General features: G+C 40.9%; 13 protein-coding genes and 1 tRNA gene. 6 read left to right on the forward strand and 8 right to left on the reverse strand.

Features of this window, described 5'->3' with window-relative positions:
- Positions 1–136: 136 nt before the first annotated feature.
- The 5 genes from IQ246_RS11710 to IQ246_RS11730 all read right to left on the reverse strand — a co-directional run bounded on the left by IQ246_RS11710 (position 137) and on the right by IQ246_RS11730 (position 6,160).
- Entirely contained in the window at positions 137–658 is a 522-nt protein-coding gene (locus IQ246_RS11710) for a Ycf51 family protein (protein WP_194003145.1), read from the reverse strand.
- A 1,021-nt stretch (positions 659–1,679) separates the two neighbouring features.
- Positions 1,680–3,026 (reverse strand): O-antigen ligase, encoded by a 1,347-nt coding sequence (locus tag IQ246_RS11715; RefSeq protein ID WP_194003147.1) that lies wholly within the window; start codon positions 3,024–3,026, stop codon positions 1,680–1,682.
- Entirely contained in the window at positions 3,008–3,850 is an 843-nt protein-coding gene (locus IQ246_RS11720; RefSeq protein ID WP_194003149.1) for a YaaW family protein, read from the reverse strand. Before IQ246_RS11720 ends, IQ246_RS11715 begins: the two co-directional genes overlap by 19 nt.
- Before the next feature lie 177 nt (positions 3,851–4,027).
- The gene (locus IQ246_RS11725) at positions 4,028–5,143 is read right to left on the reverse strand and encodes an ABC transporter permease (protein WP_194003151.1); all 1,116 of its coding nucleotides are present in this window, start codon (positions 5,141–5,143) and stop codon (positions 4,028–4,030) included.
- A 141-nt stretch (positions 5,144–5,284) separates the two neighbouring features.
- The gene (locus tag IQ246_RS11730) at positions 5,285–6,160 is read right to left on the reverse strand and encodes an Npun_R2479 family HD domain-containing metalloprotein (RefSeq protein ID WP_194003152.1); all 876 of its coding nucleotides are present in this window, start codon (positions 6,158–6,160) and stop codon (positions 5,285–5,287) included.
- A 607-nt stretch (positions 6,161–6,767) separates the two neighbouring features.
- Between IQ246_RS11730 and IQ246_RS11735 the strand changes: the two genes are divergently transcribed.
- Positions 6,768–6,839 (forward strand) — tRNA-Gly (locus tag IQ246_RS11735).
- A gap of 46 nt (positions 6,840–6,885) precedes the next feature.
- Here IQ246_RS11735 and IQ246_RS11740 read toward each other — a convergent pair.
- Positions 6,886–7,605 carry a response regulator transcription factor gene (locus IQ246_RS11740; protein ID WP_194003154.1) on the reverse strand — a complete coding sequence of 240 codons (720 nt, stop codon included), beginning with the start codon at positions 7,603–7,605 and terminating at the stop codon, positions 6,886–6,888.
- 725 nt (positions 7,606–8,330) lie between these two features.
- On the opposite strand from IQ246_RS11740, the gene IQ246_RS11745 reads away from it, so the two are divergent.
- The gene (locus tag IQ246_RS11745; protein WP_194003156.1) at positions 8,331–9,446 is read left to right on the forward strand and encodes a hybrid sensor histidine kinase/response regulator; all 1,116 of its coding nucleotides are present in this window, start codon (positions 8,331–8,333) and stop codon (positions 9,444–9,446) included.
- Between the two features lie 68 nt (positions 9,447–9,514).
- On the opposite strand, the gene tnpB is transcribed toward IQ246_RS11745, so the two are convergent.
- Positions 9,515–10,741, reverse strand: coding sequence for an IS200/IS605 family element RNA-guided endonuclease TnpB (gene tnpB, locus IQ246_RS11750; RefSeq protein ID WP_208492126.1), 1,227 nt, complete (start codon positions 10,739–10,741; stop codon positions 9,515–9,517).
- A gap of 292 nt (positions 10,742–11,033) precedes the next feature.
- Between tnpB and IQ246_RS11755 the strand changes: the two genes are divergently transcribed.
- The 3 genes from IQ246_RS11755 to IQ246_RS11765 all read left to right on the forward strand — a co-directional run bounded on the left by IQ246_RS11755 (position 11,034) and on the right by IQ246_RS11765 (position 16,717).
- A complete protein-coding gene (locus IQ246_RS11755) occupies positions 11,034–11,312 on the forward strand; it encodes a GlsB/YeaQ/YmgE family stress response membrane protein (RefSeq protein ID WP_194003158.1) in 279 nt (92 codons plus the stop codon).
- 59 nt (positions 11,313–11,371) lie between these two features.
- Positions 11,372–12,319 (forward strand): general stress protein, encoded by a 948-nt coding sequence (locus IQ246_RS11760; RefSeq protein ID WP_194003160.1) that lies wholly within the window; start codon positions 11,372–11,374, stop codon positions 12,317–12,319.
- A gap of 735 nt (positions 12,320–13,054) precedes the next feature.
- Entirely contained in the window at positions 13,055–16,717 is a 3,663-nt protein-coding gene (locus tag IQ246_RS11765; protein ID WP_194003162.1) for a response regulator, read from the forward strand.
- Between the two features lie 144 nt (positions 16,718–16,861).
- Here the strand turns inward: IQ246_RS11765 and IQ246_RS11770 are convergent, their stop codons facing one another.
- Positions 16,862–17,227: an alr0857 family protein gene (locus tag IQ246_RS11770; RefSeq protein ID WP_194003164.1), complete on the reverse strand. Its 366-nt coding sequence runs from the start codon at positions 17,225–17,227 to the stop codon at positions 16,862–16,864.
- A 500-nt stretch (positions 17,228–17,727) separates the two neighbouring features.
- Between IQ246_RS11770 and IQ246_RS11775 the strand changes: the two genes are divergently transcribed.
- Positions 17,728–18,597 carry a DUF5895 domain-containing protein gene (locus IQ246_RS11775; RefSeq protein WP_194003166.1) on the forward strand — a complete coding sequence of 290 codons (870 nt, stop codon included), beginning with the start codon at positions 17,728–17,730 and terminating at the stop codon, positions 18,595–18,597.
- The last annotated feature ends 76 nt before the right edge of the window (positions 18,598–18,673 follow it).

An 18,673-nucleotide genomic window follows, 5' to 3' on the forward strand; every position in this document is an offset into this window, starting at 1 on the left:
AGTAAATTGTTTTTACCAAGTAGCAGCAGATCTATAAGTTTGGTAATATCTGGCGACCAGCCCTCTGGGTGACGCTTGTGACTTCGTTCGCCTTTGGCGTCGCCCTTTGGGCGTACCCTATCACCCCAGCACGGAATTAAGCAGTGGATTTTGGCAATAGGGCGAATTTATCCGGGTAAATTTCGACTGCTATTTCCGAACTTTCACGAGAAACGAGCGATCGCTTTACCTCACCCAAGTAAACTGGTACAGAAATGCCTGGTTCTGGGTGGATAATGGTACGGCCACGAACTGTCAGCTGGTTATCTTCTCTTGTACCCAAGCGACCATAAGAATATAGATTACTAGCTGCTTGACGTAAAGTCGCTTCTAATTGTGTAGGGGAAATTTGGGGTGATACGGCGATTACTGCTTGTGTTGCCCCATTGTCATAAACTAGAGTGAACCGCACTGCTCCGGGAATGACAGTACGACTCAAAGGGACTATGGAGAGTGCAAATAAACCACCCGTCAGCACCAGCATAAAGCCAGTCGTACCCACAAGCCGAAAGCGGATGCCCCATTTGAGAATAAAAGCCAGAACTGCTAGAGCCGCAAATACCAAGGTAGCAATACCCGACCATTGGGTGTACTGAAGAAAGTTAGCTGTTGTGAGCATAAGGTTGGTTACTGAGGCGTCTTTTTTTCATTACCGACACACTCATTTTACCGATTGCTTACACCATAGGTATTGCCGCAGCCATTACTTGATGGAAGTTATTGATGATAGGACTTACGCAACTGGCACACAAGGCTTCTGGTATAAGGGTCAAGGGTCAAGGGTCAAGGGGAGCCACTGCGCCCTTGCGCTCTTTTGACTTGTTCGCGCAGCGGCGACCACAGGAGAAGCAAGTGGCGTTCAATAATCAAGGTTTTTTGGACTTTTGACCTTTGACTCTGGACAACCTCTGGCGTTAAAAATATGACACTTGCGTAAGTCCTGGATGAATTACTTACCTGAGATGGTATAGGAATCCTATTTGATTTTTGAATAAGCTCCGTACATCTGTAGAGTGTCAAAATCACTCGTTTGTGTGTCTAATAAACCACTCAAATATCCACATTGGTCTCGTTGGAACAGCAGTGCAAATGCACTATGTTTTTAAGCTTCCATTTCCACTCTGAAAAGATAAGGTTTTTTCTTTTTCGCACTAAGCAAGACATTAGTCCTATAACTGTGCTTTGTTCACACATAATTGCTGCATTATTAGAATTTTTATACTAGTTTTATTAATATAATTTTGTTAAAAATATGCTTAATTGAGTAAAAATAATAGACATACAAAAGGGCATCTACAAGAGATGCCCGTCATGCAAGAAAACCCCAGAAGGATTGTTCCTACACCTTCCCAACAATCAGCAACAGTGGCTAATTCGACATTAGCCACACTCACAGGCGTGAATATAGTAATAATATTAACTTAAAACTCTAACTGTCCCCCGTGCATACACGGAAAAACAACTGAGGGTTATTCTAAATATCATTGCTGCTTGCCATTGTTTAACTGACTAGTTTTAATGATCTACAAGCCTACTATAGGATTCCTATTTGATTAAGTGAAAAAACTGCGTACACCTCTAACTCCCTTTTTTCCTGTTCCCTATTCCCTATTCTCCATTCCCTGTCTCTACGAATCAATTCACGAATCAAATGGGATTACTATATCTTTGTCATAGTGATAAACTATTCCACAAATAGCAGCTAAAAGTAACCATGAGAGCATATTCAAACGAAAATCAAATAGAGTTATGTCTACTGTATTGAATAGCACCCAACCGATAAAGACCAAAAGATAACTGAAAAATATTAATCTGTCTTGTTTATCTATATATTTTGACTTTCGCAGCAGTTGAAAACCTGTAATTAAAATCCAACCTAGTAAGCCGCAAAACAAGAGAGTACTTGGAAAACCAGTTTCAGCAGATAGCATCAAAAACAAATTGTGGGGATGACCCAAGGGAATCTGCATTTGCGCTTTATATAGTGTGGTAAAGCTGCGTAAGCCCCAGCCAGTCCAGGGATGCTGCTGAGTCAAAGACCAGGCAAATTCCCACTGAGTTTTTCGCATTAAAGCGACTGGTCTATCTGGATACATATCATCGTTTAATCGCGCCCAAAAGAAAGCAGGAACAACTCTGCGAAATAATTGAGCGACTGGTGAGGGAGCAAAAGCCGCCAAAAGGACACTAGTGACTATACCGACAACGCTACCCACAATAATGCGCCAACCTTGATAGAATGCGTAAGCTAAACAGGCAAAAATAGCGATCGCCCATCCATTCCGCGAGTTGGTAAAAATCAAAGCGATGAAATTTAAAATCTCCGCCACAGTTAGGAAGAGGAGAGGGAGAGGGAGAAAATTTTGACCCTTAACCCTTGACTCTTGACCCTTGACCCTTAATTGCTGATAGTTCTCCAGCCACAACCCTAATCCCAGAGTGAAAACTATCACCAGATAAGCCGCAAAGCTATTAGCGTGCATGAAGATTGAGGCCATGCGGCCGAATGGTTCTCCTCCTGGTGCGATCGTCCACTCTAAGACAATCCACAAAAACTGTAATTTCAAAGTCCAGCCTAAAAACAACTGTCCCAAACCCATAATTGTCAGTGGTAAGGAACCGAGCACCAAAATCCAAGCCATTTGGCGCAATTGAGCAGGTGTTTGAATTAGGGCGCTAAGGCCAACGAAAACTAAAAAGAATGGTAAGAAATTAAATAAGCCAAGGAAAGCCTCTGTTTTGTTATGGGCAAATCCAGCGGTAATGATCAGTAATACACTCAAAAGAGCAAATCCCCAGTTGAGGGGGCGGCGGTTAATTGTGCGGGATTTTTGCAGCCAAGTTAGTAACACTGCAAAACCTAAACCCACAGCCCCCAAAAATGGACTCAATGGAAAAACCAAAAGTCCCAATTGAGTTAAGTTCCAAGAGGATTGTAAACTAGGATCAGGATGATAAAAAGCCTTGTTCAAGCTGGCTCCCAACATTCAGCACGAGTGAGACGAATTTGTGCTAAAGCGAAAATAGTAGGGATAATTCGACCGTAGTTAGTAGCGATCGCTCTCCACCCCAAATCTGCAAAAAACCAAGCCCACATCATCGGCCCAATCACGGCGAACATACTACGAACTGCGCCATAACGGGCTGCATTCAAAGTCATACCCCGCCGGGCCATTTGCATAGCTACATAGTTTTGAAACTGCGCTTTAGCCGCATTTGATCCTGTAAGTGCTGTTTGTTTAGCTACTTCATACGTGGCAAAGTGTATGGCAAATTGCTGGGCAATTTGTTTGAGCACCAGTGGTTGGAGCAGGGAAGTGACAGCGATCGCACTACCTCCTTTAAAAAGCAATCCCAAAGGGTCACGTTGCAATAAAAGTGGTAGCGGCTGTTTTAATTCTGGTTTAATAAGCTGACGTTGCACACGTACAGTCAATTTTTGCTTTTCCTGTTCCGGCAATTTTTTCCACACCTGTCCAAGCAGATGCAAAAATACCTCTGCTTCTAAATCAACAGTTCCTAGTTGATTAGAATAGGGAATTTTTAGATATTTACATACTTGAATTAGAGCTTGTCGGTAAGTTACCTGCTCTGTGCGTCCCCGCAATACCGTCATCCCATCTGCCGCCAAAAAGCGGAAGCGATCTTCTAGTGCGTCTAGCCAAGCTTTACGGTCTTGGCTTTGCACCTCGATAGGTTCCGGTGTGTGAACATAGTCTAGGGGATTGAACTTACGACTAAATAAAATTGCCGTTAAATCTTGCAATTCTTCTTCGGTTGCTAGCTCTAGCGCCATCCTCATCTCATCCAATTTCCTTTCCTCCCTTCTGTGCAGCGTTTCTGTACCCTATTCTACTATTAGCTATTTTGTCCTCTGTTACAAAGTCTGATGTAAGGAAGCCTTAGATCAGACTTTGCGCTTTGTCATTTGATTTCAACTCTATTGATAATAGACTGCTCTTGTTGAGATTGTGCAGCGGCCCTGAGCCTATCTTCGCAAACTACGGGGGTCTAGTGCATCTCTCAACCCATCACCCAGTAGGTTAAATGCTAATACTGTGAGGATAATTAGCACTGCTGGCGGCCAGATTAGCCAAGGTTGCAGCACCAAAATAGAAGCATTGCTTGCCAAAGAAAGCATGTTACCCCAAGAGGGGTCTGGTTGTTGAATGCCCAAGCCGATGAGACTTAGTATCGCTTCTGCGCCAATAAAACTAGGAACCGCAAGAGTCGCGGAGATAACTACATAGGTGGCTGTTTGCGGCAAAACGTGGCGGAGTATGATATATAGTGGGTTCCCACCCATTGCGCGTGCTGCTTGCACAAATTCTCGCTCTTTTATTGATAATACCTGTCCGCGAATTACTCGTGCTAAGCCAGCCCAGCTAATAACCGAAGTAATCACCACAATCAACACAAAACGCTGGGTGCTACTTAAACCAGATGGCAAGACTGCTCCCAAGGTAACTAAAAGATAAATACTGGGGAAAGTCATTAGCACTTCTGCTAAACGCATGATAATGCTATCGGTAACACCGCCAAAATAGCCGGAAATTCCACCTATCAGCAGACCAAGGGGATAGGTAATGATAATACCAAAAATCCCGATAAACATACTGATGCGACCGCCATGCAGCAGGCGACTAAATTGATCGCGACCTTGATCATCAGTGCCTAAAATGTTAAATTTTGCTGTACCTGTTGCGCCAAATAAATGCCAATTCAAGGGTATACCGGGAATAATTGTGGCTTCATCCCAGGTGGGGGGTACAGGTAAACTTACTTGCAGCAAACGGTATTCTGGCCCAGAGACAAGTAAACGCAAAGGTGAGGGCTTTGTGAAGTCTACGATCAGTTGGCGATCGCCTGTTTCTAGATTTGTATCTCCCTGAGTCGTCGGATAAATATGAGGGCCAATAAACTGCCCTGATTGGGAAACCAAGTATACCTTAGTTGGTGGCAGTAGCGAACCATTGGGTTGAGAAGCATAAGGGTCGTAGGGAGCCACGAAATCAGCCGCAATTACTGCAAAATAGAAAACTAGCAGTAAGATTGCCCCAAATCGTGCCAAAGGATTTTTCTTGAGTCGTCGCCACCAATCCATAATTTTGAGTCAATAGCTAAGGGTCAAAGGTCAAGAGTAGAGACGCGATTAATCGCGTCTGTAAAAGGGTCAAGGATCAATCAGCTGGCTTAGTGTAGATTTTAAAGTTTTGACTTTTGACTCTTGACTCTTGACTAATATTTAAGCATGTAGCTGCTCAACTAAATACCGCTGTTCTTCTTGTTGTTTTTCGTGTTCTACAACAAACACATTTGAGTATAAATTAGCAAGAATTTGTTTTCCTTGCTGCGTTAGTGATAAGTAATGCAGTCCATCTTTGATATAAGGATAGACGCCATGCCAGTAAAATTTGGCGTAATTATGGCGTAAATCGGCAGGGGTTTGATAGCCCAAAACTTTATTCATACCCGTTTCTTCAAACTCGTAGAATAAAGAAGTAATTTTCTTTAAGTAACGCGGATCACTTAATTGCCCAATCAAATCCGCAGCACGTACTAACCCTGCAAAGCTATTTGTATCTTGATGATCCTCTGCCCTTGGTACGGGAAACCGAGTCCATTCAATATTGCTCTTAATTACCTCACCGTCTATCAATTTGTGACCGCCAAAACGCTCATCAATAAACAGCTTTGCTCTATCAACATGATATGGTGTAAGACTAGCATCCGAAGCCCCAGGATTTAGAGTAATCATTCTGCCATTTTTGCCTGTGGCGTACAAGCTTGATGCCTCTCGGTCTTGTCGGCAAACTCCCTTAACATAGCCAATATCATGACATACTAAGGAGATGATAAAATGCAACCAGTCTTCAGTAGAAACACCACCTTCCCTGATGTGTTTGCCACGTAAAATTTCTTGACCCACGAGGGTGACTAGAACAGTGTGTTCAACGTTGTGATAAAGGGCGTCACTATTGGCAATGTTTTCCAAAGCCATATTACCAGCCCAAGCTATAATATCCTCATATTCGTTTTTTAAGCAGCCATAGGTGCGGCGATAACCTTCGCGGATTTGATTTACAAAGGCGTCAATTAGAATTTCAGTGGCATTGAACATATCTGGTTACTCAAGTAGATAGCAATTATTTACTGATTTTATTGATTGATTTCAAAACTTCATAATTTACGGTCGCCCTTGCTGGAATTTAAGACAATACAGATTGCTTATTTGTAACTCAGGTATAGGTGTGGGCGCTAGTTTTCTGTATACTTAGATTAGATAATATGCTGCGTTTGCCTTGTAGAGTAAAGGTTTCAAAGGACTTCTCAAGGGCGTATTGACAGGTGAACAACAGTATATTAAATTACCTATTTGCTGTATTACTCTGATTGCATAAATGTACATTAGCTTAATCAGTTTTTCATATTAATCACTGGTTCGCGGTGATCCAGATACATAAGGTGTGTGACTTACAAAGTGTATACGAGGCGATCAAGTTATTTAGATCAATAAGTGTTTTTCGTATAAATAGCTACTAAAAACTATGAAAAAATCTCATTTAATGTCATGTGTCAGCGCAATAATGGTTTGGTAATAAACCACCAAACCCATATAAAGTTATCAGTCTGCCACCTACGAGCTAAAAATCTAAATAATTCTAAATTAGTGAGTTGCCAAATTGTGGTATGATAGCCATTGGTTTAAATAAAACCAACAGTTATTTGCGGGTGTAATTCAGTGGTAGAATGTCACCTTCCCAAGGTGAACGTCGTGGGTTCGAGTCCCATCACCCGCTTTCAAATAATTAGTGATTGCTATCTAAACTTAAAGAGGTATTGAACTTACTGTACTAACCCAGCACGCAAAGCAAGTACAGCAGCCTGCGTGCGGTCAGCAACACAGAGTTTATTTAGAATACCTCGAACATGAGTTTTTACAGTACCGACAGTTAGGTAAAGCCTTTTAGCAATTTCTGCATTGTCACATCCAGCAACAATTAACTCCAAAACGTCCATTTCCCGATGAGTTAGGGGATAGCTTTCTATAGTTCTTTCAATTTCTGGGTCAATACCGTCAATTAAAACTCTTTTCCCAGATGTCCCACTATTGCCATCAGGAAAATCCTGACGTATTTGGCGCAGTACGAGATCTGCGATCGCTGGATCGATCCATGAGCTACCTGCGTAGGTCGTTTGCACTGCCTCTACCAATTTCTCACTTTCAATATCCTTCATACAATAAGAATCTGCACCTGCTGCAAAAGCCGCTAAAACAGCCTGCTCACTATTTTGCATTGTTAAAATCAGCAGCTTTGTTGTGTAGTCTTCAGTCTCTGCTTGGTATTGCCTAAATGTACGTGTTAGTTCTATACCATCCATGTCAGGCAAACCAATGTCAATGGTGGCGACATCTGGCTTGAGAGTTTTCAGAAGCTCTATTCCCTCTGCTGCATTAGCTGCTTCCCCAACAATGCTCATTTCTGCTTGGGTTTGTAAAGCAGCCCGTAAGCCGATTCTGGTAAGGTTGTGATCTTCAATTACGAGGATCTTTATTTCACTCATGGATGGTTATTTTGACTGTTATCTATCTAAAACTACAGATGAAAATAGCTTGGTTCTTCTATTCGGGATTTTATCCGAAAAGAAAGGTGTTTGGTATTGTTCACAAAACTTCATATATCATCAGTTACAAACGACATAATTTTATAACCTTTTTTAAGGTAGTGCTTGAATATAAGAAGGTAATTTCGTCAAAAAATATTTTTATACATTATTCTCATGTAAAGTGACTAGAAAATGATGACTATTAATATACCTAAGAGGTTGTTTGAAAAGTCTAATTTATTACTCACCGGGCGACTGGAAGTCGCGGCTACACAATCAAAACCCACCTCTGTGAGTTAAAAACCCTTGATTTTCATTAGTCCACGGAGGTGGACTTCTCTGCGAGACGCTGTTCGCGTTCGTTTGTGTAGTAGCGAATTCTATTCGCCTAATACTTTTCAAACATCCTCTAAGACCATGAATATAAAATGGACTAAACTACCTCAAGCAAAGACTAAAATACAAATATTGGTTAGTCAATTAGAGGAATAATCTAAAATATTTTGCGTTGTTATATTTAATACGTATTATTTGTAATATACAGTGAAAATATTGAGAAAAATATGATTCTCAATTCCGAAAACTTTAAACGAACTTATGGATCATGATGATATTAACGCTGGTGAAGTAAGCTATTACTAGATTTGCTAGGGATAGCCAAGCACTTCTTTTTTTTATTAGCCATGTCTTTAACCAAAACTTCCAAAAAAGATAGAATTCTCGTTGTAGATGACGTTTTTGACAATTTGTTGATCTTAGAAGCAGTCCTAGAGGATAAGAACTATGAACTTATCTTGGTGGAAGACAGTAAAACTGCTTTGAGTATGGTTGAGCAATCGCCGCCAGACTTAATACTGTTAGATGTGATGATGCCTGAAATAGATGGCTATGAATTTGCTAGACGCATCCGACAGAATCAGGCGTTACCGTTTATCCCGATTCTGCTAATTACAGCTCACTATGAGTCTAGCGTTGTGGAAGGACTTGATGCTGGTGCAGATGACTTCATTCGTAAACCATTCGATCCAGATGAACTACATGCACGGGTGCGATCGCTCCTCCGCCTCAAGCATAGTATCGACGAACGAGATCAGATGGCTAATCTGCGAGCCGATTTTGTCTCCCGTTTTACTCACGATTTACGCATACCTCTAGTAGCCTCCAACAGGATATTAAAATTACTGCTAGAAGGTAGGTTTTGCGATGTTTCACCACAATTGCAAGAAATAATTAGTACCATGATTGGCAGTAACCAAGACTTGCTGGAAATGGTAAACACTTTGCTAGAAGTTTATCGTCATGAGGCTGGCTGTAAAACTTTAAAAATTTCTCCCTGCAATATTCAAGAATTGGTTAGTGAAGTTGCTCAGGAGTTAACTCCCTTAGCAGAAGAAAAAGGATTAGCTCTAAACATTGAATTAGCAGAAAAAACAATTGATCAAGACGAACCTGGAAGCATTGTAATGAGCGATCGCGTAGAGATGCGGCGAGTTCTGACAAATATTGTAGGCAATGCCATCAAATTTACAGATAAAGGTTTTGTAGATATTCACTGCCATGTCACTGCATCTAATGTGACTATTGATATTCAAGATACAGGGCCGGGAATTTCTAAACAAGACCAGGCAATATTATTTGAGCGATTTCGCCAGGGTAAACACCAGCGTTCCGGTAGTGGTTTGGGATTATATCTATCTCGCTGCATTGTCGAAGCACATCAAGGCACAATTCATGTAATATCTGAACCAGGACAGGGTAGTACATTCACTATACGTCTACCTGTGGCTGCCAACAAATAGAAATACCCAAGCAAATGATGAAAAAACGTATCGGCTTAATAAGTATTTTTCATTGAACCTCACACGACTCAAAGTCGCGTGATTCCTGCTTCAACGATCTTTGCCTGAATTGCTCCAGGTCTTACAAGTTCTCCACAGGCGTTTAGAGCCTCCGGGATACCCACGGCGGCTGTTAAAATTCTCAACCCCTCACTTAAAATATTTGAACTTGCATTCACGTCTCTCAAGTTGTAGTTATCACAACTAGGGCAAGACCATTCACGCAACTTTAAATCCTTGACTAGTGGATTGATAAAACCACAATGATTACAAGTTTGAGATGAGGGATAAAAAGTACCAACTTTCTGCACAATTCTGTCATGCCACAAAGCTTTATATTCAAGCATGGTAACGAACTTAGACCAACTAGCGTCTGAAATACTCAGTGCTAGTCTGTGATTGTTCACCATGTTGGCAACTCGCAAATCCTCGATACAAATAATGCTGTTTTCTTTGATTAACCGAGTTGACAGCTTGTGCAGAAAGTCATCTCTCAAATTCGTAATCCGTTCGTAGGTATGAGCCAGCTTGATTTTCGCTTTGACTCTATTACTACTACCTTTTACACTGCGGGATAGCTTTTTGTGTGCCTTACGTAGTTTTCTTTTTTGAGTTCTGTAATACTTCGGGTTATCTACTGTTTCACCATTACTAGTAGTTAGATAAGACTTCAGCCCTAAGTCTAAGCCAATATTTGGTGTTACCTGGGGATATTTATCTATCTCAGCTTCACACAGGATACTAGCAATATATTTACCAGATGAAGTGCGACTAATAGTAACGTTTACAAGCTTTCCGGTAATGCATTGAGACTTGTGGAATCTTACCCAACCTACTTTCGGAAGCTTTAAACGATTCTCTATAATTTGAATGTTGCCGTTGGTGAGATTAGTTTTGTAAGACTGTTTACACCCATGCTTCTTTTTAAATTTAGGAAAACCTACACCCTTTTTCCCTTTAATCTTCTTGAAGTCAGCAAAAAAGTTTTTGTATGCTGTCTCTAAATTTTTCAGTGAATTTTGTAAAGCAAACTTATCTACTTCCTTCAACCATTCAATTTCTTTCTTGAGTATAGTTAGCTGTTGACTACAAGTGTTGTAGTTTAAAGTTTTTCCCTCACTTGCATATAACTCTTTCTTCAGCGCCAAAAAGCGGTTGTACACATATCTGGCACAACCAATTGTCTTATTGATTAAGACTTCTTGATTGTGTGTGGGTATGAGAGCAACTTTAAATGCTTTTTGGATGGATGACAATTTCTTGAATTTGCTGAATACGTTTTAATTTTAACACCAAGTCACACTTAATATAGATAGAGCGCCTAACTCATGACTGAAAGTCACGAGTGTGCGGCTTGAAGGCATCAAAAATAAAATAGTGTTCACAGATAATATCTGTGAACACTGAAACCTATGAGGATTCAAATAATATCTAAAGATTTTCGATATTAGTTCGCTAGATAGATCAATAATTTTGCAGCTAAATTCTAAGATAAAAAAGTCAAAAGCGATTCAAACCGCACTTACACGAAAACAGGAGACATTTGTTGTGGGTAATATAATTGCTTGGTTGGTTTTAGGGTTAATTGCAGGTGCGTTAGCCAAATTCTTCTATCCAGGACACCAAGGTGGTGGCATTTTGTCTACCATTATATTGGGAATTTTAGGAGCGGTACTTGGAGGTTATCTAGGACAAGTCCTACTGGGAAGTGGTTCAGCAGCAGCAGCATCCGTAGGAGCTTTATCGATTGGAAGTGTTTTGTTTGCTGTTCTTGGTGCGATGCTACTAATTTTTATTTGGGGTTTACTGACTCGCAGAGCTGTGTAATTTTCTTAGCTTAGCTAACACCATTGTGAAAAATTGCTAGTCAGCAATAAACAGATAAAATGACGTTAGAAAAAGAGCGAAGATCTGTAGGCATTTTTGCTAGACGTTCGGATGCAGAATTAGCGCTTCAGGAACTAAAAGCTACTAATTTTCCAATGCATAAAGTTTCTGTAATTGCGCGAAATGCAGAAGAGCAAAGCAATATTGCTGGTGTTGAAGTTAAAGAAAATACTGGCAATATATCTGAGGAGGGTGCTGCTGTTGGAGCAGTTACTGGAGGTGCATTAGGGAGTCTGACTGGCTTACTAGTTGGTCTAGGTATTTTAGCAATTCCTGGAATAGGGCCAATTATGCTAGCCGGGGCTGAAGCGACAGCGATCGCTACTGCCTTGGCTGGTGGTGTGATTGGTGCAGCCGCAGGGAGTTTGACAGGGGCTTTGATAGGTTTAGGAATTCCTGAAGCGCAAGCCCAGGCTTACAGCGATCTAGTATCGAAAGGTTACTATTTAGTAATAGTCACAGCTACAGAAGCAGAGATTCAGTTTTCTAAAAACATATTCCACCATCGGGGCATTCAAAAGTGGGGTGTTTATGAGATAACTCTACCCCCAAGTAGCCGCTATAAATATGGAATTGGTATTTTTTCTACGCGCCAAGATGCCCAAAAAGCACTTACTGAACTCAAAGCGGCCGGCTTTCCGATGAGTCATGTCACAGTAGTTGCGAAAGATACTGGTACTCTTACTGGTCTTACTGAAGTATATATCAGCAGTTCCAAGGATAACTATGCTGCATTAAAAATTCCTGACGATTTAGCCAAATATTATGAACATCGAGTGACTCTTGGTGATTATCTAGTATTGCTGAATGGTACTGATATTCATATAGCAGGTGCAAGAACTATTTTAGAAAGTCATAGAGCTCAATATTTTCGCATTTATAGCCGACCCATAGTTAATGCGACTAAAAATGATTACCAGGTTATTAATAACAAAACTTACTTTTAGTTAAGTGATAAATTCCAAATTGGTGTAGGGGTATGATGGATAAGCAGTTTGCTCTTCATAATTTTTAAACATATTTAAATTAGGATTTCTATATAATAGCGGTTTCCGCATGAGTAAGGTATAAAAAAATAATTAAGCACAGGGCACGGCATTGCCGTGCCCCTACCCGTGTACTTATTCAAATGAGAATTGCTATAGTATATTTATATAAATATATATAAATTAAGACAAAGCGATCGCAACTTTATCTATGAATTTCCTGTCCGTTATAATTATAATCTATTAAAAATTTGCGCGTCCGGTTAACAGGAATGCAAAACTTTTCAAAACAGTGAAAAGCTCTGTAGGCGGGTTTTCCAACCTAGGAAACTTTCCAAGACAGATAAACACTGATAAATTCGTACCTCAGCAGATTAGGAAATGCTATATCTAGAATAATATACTAAACAAAATTGACAATTGCCAAGAAATGTGAGAAAAGATATTACAAATATCTTTAAAAATTTAGCTTAATCACAATTAAACGAAGTATTACATATTTTCGGATTCTATAGGAATCATATTTGATTTATGAAAAAAATTCAGTACATCTTTATTACTTCTTCTCCATGCCCCATTCCCTATTCTCCATTCCCTGTCTCTACGAGTCAGTTCACGAATCAAATCGGATTACTATAGAGTTAATTAGAATAGTCATAATATCAAGAGAGATAGCGTAAATAATTACCTTATAAAATGTTAAATAGTTTGAAGATTGGAACCAAAATTGGAGTAAGTTTTGCATTGAGCCTGGCAATTCTTACCACAATTGGTCTAATCTCTTACCAAAGCACCAATGAATTAATTGAAACTTCAGACCAAGAAAAACATACTTACCAGGTTTTAAATCAGCTAGATAAGCTGAATTCTCAGCTCATAAATGCTGAGACTGGCCAACGCGGTTACATCATTACTGGCGAACAGCGCTATCTGGAACCTTACAGCGCTGCTATCGAAAGGTTAGATCAACAAATTAGAGAACTTCAGAAGTTAACAGCAGATAATCCTAATCAACAAAATCGGCTTGATAGGTTACAGCCATTGATAACCAAAAGAATGGCTGTGATGAAGAATGTGATTAATATACGGCAAAGCCAAGGCTTGGAAACGGCTCAGAAAGCTATTCTGACAGACAGTGGCAAGCAGTTAATGGATCAGATTCAGAAACTGTTCCAGGCGATGGAAAATGAGGAAAATGTACTGCTGAAGCAGCGTTCTGAAAAAGCACAAGTAGCTACCCAACAAACTATCGCTAGCATTGTCTATGGTATTCCCTCATCTTTTTTAATCTTAGCTTTAGTAGGATTCTTCCTAACCCGACATATTTCAAAACCGTTGAAACAAGTTTCTGATATGGCGGAAAATATTCGGGATGGGGATTTATCAGTAAGTTTGCCACACAGCGATCGCCAGGATGAAATTGGCGTATTAACGCGAACTTTCAACCAGATGATTATTAATCTGCAAAATACAACTCAGAAAAATGAGGAGCAAAAGTGGCTCAAATCTAATTTGGCTGAATTTACCCAAATGCTTCAGGGTCAGCGAAATCTAGAAAGTGTGTCTCGATTGATATTATCAAATCTTGCCCCACTGCTTAGAGCACCACAGGGTGTTTTTTACATAATGGACTCAGTAGACAACCAGCCTATGCTGAAGTTATTGAGTAGCTATGCGTACAAAGAACGCAAACACCTATCAAATGAGTTTCGCTTGGGTGAAGGACTGGTGGGACAGTGTGCTCTAGAAAAACAAAGAATTCTTTTGACTCAAGTTCCCAGTGATTATATTCGCATCAGTTCTGGGTTGGGAGAAGGTTTACCGCTCAATATTATTGTGTTGCCTATACTGTTTGAGACGCAAGTGAAAGCCGTAATTGAGCTTGCGTCTTTTCAGCCTTTTAGCGAGTTATATTTGACATTCTTAGAGCAATTTATTGAAATTCTGGGTGTATTTTTGAATAATATCGCTGCCAACCAGAAAACTCAGCAACTGCTACAAGAATCAGTGAATTTAACACAGGAATTGCAGACCCAGCAAGAAGAACTACAGCAAAGCAATCAACGCTTAGAAGAACAAGCACACGATTTAGAGGAATCAAGATTTCTCTTGAAGCAATCTAACGAGGAATTACAGCAGCTAAATGAAGAGTTAGAAGAAAAAGCAGAATTGTTAGAGGTGCAAAACCGAGAAGTCGCCCGCAAGAATCAGGAAGTTGAACAGTCAAGAAAGTCTTTGGAAGATAAAGCTGAGCAACTGGCATTGTCTTCAAAATATAAATCAGAATTTCTAGCGAATATGTCCCATGAGTTACGGACACCGCTCAATAGTTTGCTGATTTTAGCACGACTATTGTCAGATAACTCTGGGGGCAATTTATCAGACAAGCAGGTGGAATATAGTCGGACAATCTACTCTGCTGGAACTGATTTACTGGAGTTGATCAATGATATTTTAGATTTGGCAAAAATCGAGTCAGGAACTTTGTCGGTAGAGATTTCACGAATACACTTGAGGGATTTGCAGAGTTCTTTAGAGCAGACTTTCTGTCAAGTTGCCCAGAAAAAAGGACTCAGTTTTGCAATTGAATTAGACGATAACTTGCCAGATGCAATTTATAATGACCCGAAACGCCTCCAACAAGTGCTGAAAAACTTGCTGGCTAATGCTTTAAAGTTCACTGAGCAGGGAGGCGTAAAGCTACAAATTAGCATGGCTGCGGAGGCTGCACAACTCGATGGCAAAGGACAAAGCAGCAATCAGACGATAGCCTTTGCAGTCAGCGATACAGGTATTGGCATTCCAGTCGAGAAACAGAAGATTATTTTTGAAGCATTTCAGCAAGCAGATGGCACAACCAGCCGCAAGTTTGGGGGAACTGGCTTAGGTTTGTCAATCAGCCGGGAGCTTGCTCAGCTGTTGGGAGGGAGAATTGGGCTAGTCAGCCAGCCAGGAGAGGGAAGCACATTTACTCTTTACCTACCGCAGACTTATTCAGAAAGTGGAGAAACTACTCAGGAGCAATGGAAAAGGGAGGAAACTAAGCCTCAGACTTCTGTGCATCAGCCTGCAATTTCCGAAATCTCACATACACGAAGCCAACCCCCAGACTCATCTCTATCAGGGAAGCAACTCCCCAATTGGCCTAATGAAGTCGCAGATGATCGGGAAACAATTCAAAGTGGCGATCGCATATTGCTCGTAATTGAGGATGACGACAAATTCGCCCGCATCTTACTAGAAATGGCACGTCAGCAAGGCTTTAAAGTGCTTGTTGCTCTACATAGTAAACAAGGCTTAATACTAGCGCAACAGTTTAAGCCCGATGCGATTACACTGGATATTCACATGCCAGAAATGGACGGTTGGTCGGTACTGGATCGTCTAAAACGCGATCCAGACACCAGACATATACCAGTACACATCCTTTCTGGTGATGATAGACAGCAACGGGGATTACAACTAGGAGCGATTACCTACCTGCAAAAACCTGTCTCTCCAGAAGATTTAACTCAGGTATTAACTGAAATTAAAGGCTTTATTGAGCGTAAGGTAAAAAATCTTTTAGTTATAGAAGATGACCCTGTACAAGCCCAAAGTATTATCGAACTAATCGGCAATAGCGATGTCCAGAGTACGGCAGTGGGTACCGGAGCAGAAGCACTCTCAGTTCTGCGAGCAAATCGCTTTGATTGTATTGTACTGGATCTAGGTTTGCCCGATATGAGCGGGTTTGAACTGATTGAGCAGATTAAGCAAGAATCCAGCCTTTTGAAACTGCCAATTATCATCTACACTGGCAAAGAACTAAATCGGCAAGAAGAAAGCAAGCTCAAGGGACTGGCAGAGACCATTATCATTAAAAATGTGCGATCGCCAGAGCGATTATTAGATGAAACTGCCTTATTCTTGCATCGAGTGCAAGCAGATTTGCCCGCACCTAAACGTCAGATATTAGAGCAACTGCGCCAAACCGATCCAGTGCTAGCTAATCGGAAAATTCTGATTGTGGATGATGATCTGCGTAATATTTTTGCTCTCACTAGTTTCTTAGAAAGTTATCAAATGCAGGTGCTATTTGCAGAAAATGGCAGAGATGGCATTGACATGCTGCAAGCTAATCCCGATATTAATGTAGTTTTAATGGATGTAATGATGCCAGAAATGGATGGTTACGAAACAACTCGCGCCATCCGCCAGCAACAGCAGTTCCGCTCACTGCCAATTATTGCTTTAACTGCCAAAGCCATGCCAGGCGATCGCGACAAGTGCATCGAAGCTGGAGCCTCTGATTACATTACCAAACCTGTGGATACTGAGCAACTGCTTTCACTACTGCGGGTTTGGCTGTATCGGTAGAATTCGTCATTCGTAATGGGCTATGCCCCGCTTTTTTACGAGTTAACGTGAGTTCAACGAGTCATAAAGGCCTCTAAGAGGTTTTACTACGCAAAACTGTGCCTCTGCGCGTCGTAGAGGCACAGACTTGAACTTTTACAACCCTCATACTCCCAGTTGACAAAATTGCTCGCTTTGTGAAAGATGGTTAAGCAATAACTCAGCAGATTCACTCAGTGCAGTCACAAAAATACCTACTTCACTGTCTGCGTCAGATGTCAACCAAGTACCTTTAAGAATAACTTCTACAGAATCAGCATCACAAGAGCAGAGTTGCACAACATGTTCTTGAGCGACATCAGCCAGATAGGGCAAGTTCGCTGGAAGTAGAAAAGTAGCCGTACTTGGTTCAATATAAATCTTTGTATGCGATCGCAGAGCCAGGATTACTCGTGTATTCACCCAATTTTCTAAAGATTCGTTGAGTATCTCTAAGCTAAAGCTATTTTCTGTGTAGGTTAGTTTCAACATCTGGGCTAATTTATATCGAAATTTTTAGTTGTTTACCTATCTATCAGTTGGAATTCTGGTTTCTATGCTTTGGTTTCCTTATTTATAAATATAAATACAGAATGACCTGAGTAATTTCACTGGATAAACGCCGGGTAAATGAAAAGCAGGGGCGCTCTTAGCAAGGGAGCAGGGGGAAAAATCACGCCACTTGCGGGTGAGCTTTGTACCTTTAGTTCCCCCTACCCCCTGCCTCTTATCAAAGAAGCCCTGAAGTGATTTGCAGATTTCCTCAAAGACGTTGTAAAAAAACTAAACAGGGATTGCAACAGAGATTAATTCTGACTTACTCTGGGAAAATTACTATACCAGTTTGACGCCACTTGCTAAAATGGAAAACTGCCAAAGTTTTAATGGTTAGAAAGTCGCTCAGACTTCTTTTTGCATCCAGCTGGCTCCCCAGCATCAGTACCCCACCGATAAACTTGTTCAACAAAACACTTCTTGTATAGCCTAAAACGATGAAAGCATCTGCTAATTTCGACTTTGAAGACGAAAAATTTAATGCACCGCCTTCTCAAGTCATCCCTTGGTGTCAGATGATTAATCCTCGGTATGGCACAGATGGCATTCAGCCTCATGGTTTGGCGATTAAGCTGGATAATGCCCATGCTGTTGGCTTTCAACCAGATGATAATTGGCAGCAGGTGGAGCATGAATTTAGCTCTGGAGTCGAGACTGTCTTGATCACGAGCACTCCCCAATTAGTTATAGTGCGTAGAGGCCCATTGTCTGTCAAAGATCGAGAAACTGGTCTAAAACTGGGTACGCTGAAAGAGAATTATGATGCTTTTTTAGCAGATAAACTTAAGTTTAAAACCTTTACTCGCTATCTAATTTTTTTAGTAGGCGAAAATAAAAAGTTTTTACATGAATCACCACTACAATTAACTCTTAATGGCGTAGCTGGAGCGAGTTTCAGCAAAACCTATTGCGAATTCCAACAAGGTAAAGTCGTCGGTGGGTTTGTTGCTGAACTAGAAAAGGCTTATGCTGTATACCGCAAGCAACCTTTAACGCCAAAAGGCCCCCTATTCCACGCTCACGGGATTTTTTCTCCCATAATTGAGTGTGAAGAAAGAGGCATTGAACCAAATACAGTTCTAGTTGCTTCAACTGTGGATTACAAACATCCTACAGTTGGGACGTTAACACAATACCTGATTGCTTCAGATTCGCTTGAGTCTGCAATAATCTGCAAGACTTTTGAAGAACACAAAGATTTTGGTAAGGAAGTCGTAAAACTAGAAACACCCAAGATGGCGATGGCTGGGGTTTCTAGCTCTTACGTTTACGCTGATGAAGATGATTTCGCTTATCCGCCGTATTAGGGACTGAAAGTTGGGGAGTTGGAGAGTCGGAGAGTGGGGAAGAAGAAGCAATGCCCAATGCCCCATACCCCATGCC

Source organism: aff. Roholtiella sp. LEGE 12411 (genome assembly GCF_015206995.1).
Taxonomy (GTDB): Bacteria; Cyanobacteriota; Cyanobacteriia; order Cyanobacteriales; family Nostocaceae; genus Komarekiella.

Coding starts and splice junctions, on each gene's coding strand:
- IQ246_RS11710 (WP_194003145.1), bottom strand. CDS start 658: ATGCTCACAACAGCTAACTTTCTTCAGTACACCCAATGGTCGGGTATT.
- IQ246_RS11715 (WP_194003147.1), bottom strand. CDS start 3,026: ATGTTGGGAGCCAGCTTGAACAAGGCTTTTTATCATCCTGATCCTAGT.
- IQ246_RS11725 (WP_194003151.1), bottom strand. CDS start 5,143: ATGGATTGGTGGCGACGACTCAAGAAAAATCCTTTGGCACGATTTGGG.
- IQ246_RS11730 (WP_194003152.1), bottom strand. CDS start 6,160: ATGTTCAATGCCACTGAAATTCTAATTGACGCCTTTGTAAATCAAATC.
- IQ246_RS11740 (WP_194003154.1), bottom strand. CDS start 7,605: ATGAGTGAAATAAAGATCCTCGTAATTGAAGATCACAACCTTACCAGA.
- IQ246_RS11745 (WP_194003156.1), top strand. CDS start 8,331: ATGTCTTTAACCAAAACTTCCAAAAAAGATAGAATTCTCGTTGTAGAT.
- IQ246_RS11760 (WP_194003160.1), top strand. CDS start 11,372: ATGACGTTAGAAAAAGAGCGAAGATCTGTAGGCATTTTTGCTAGACGT.
- IQ246_RS11765 (WP_194003162.1), top strand. CDS start 13,055: ATGTTAAATAGTTTGAAGATTGGAACCAAAATTGGAGTAAGTTTTGCA.
- IQ246_RS11770 (WP_194003164.1), bottom strand. CDS start 17,227: ATGTTGAAACTAACCTACACAGAAAATAGCTTTAGCTTAGAGATACTC.
- IQ246_RS11775 (WP_194003166.1), top strand. CDS start 17,728: ATGAAAGCATCTGCTAATTTCGACTTTGAAGACGAAAAATTTAATGCA.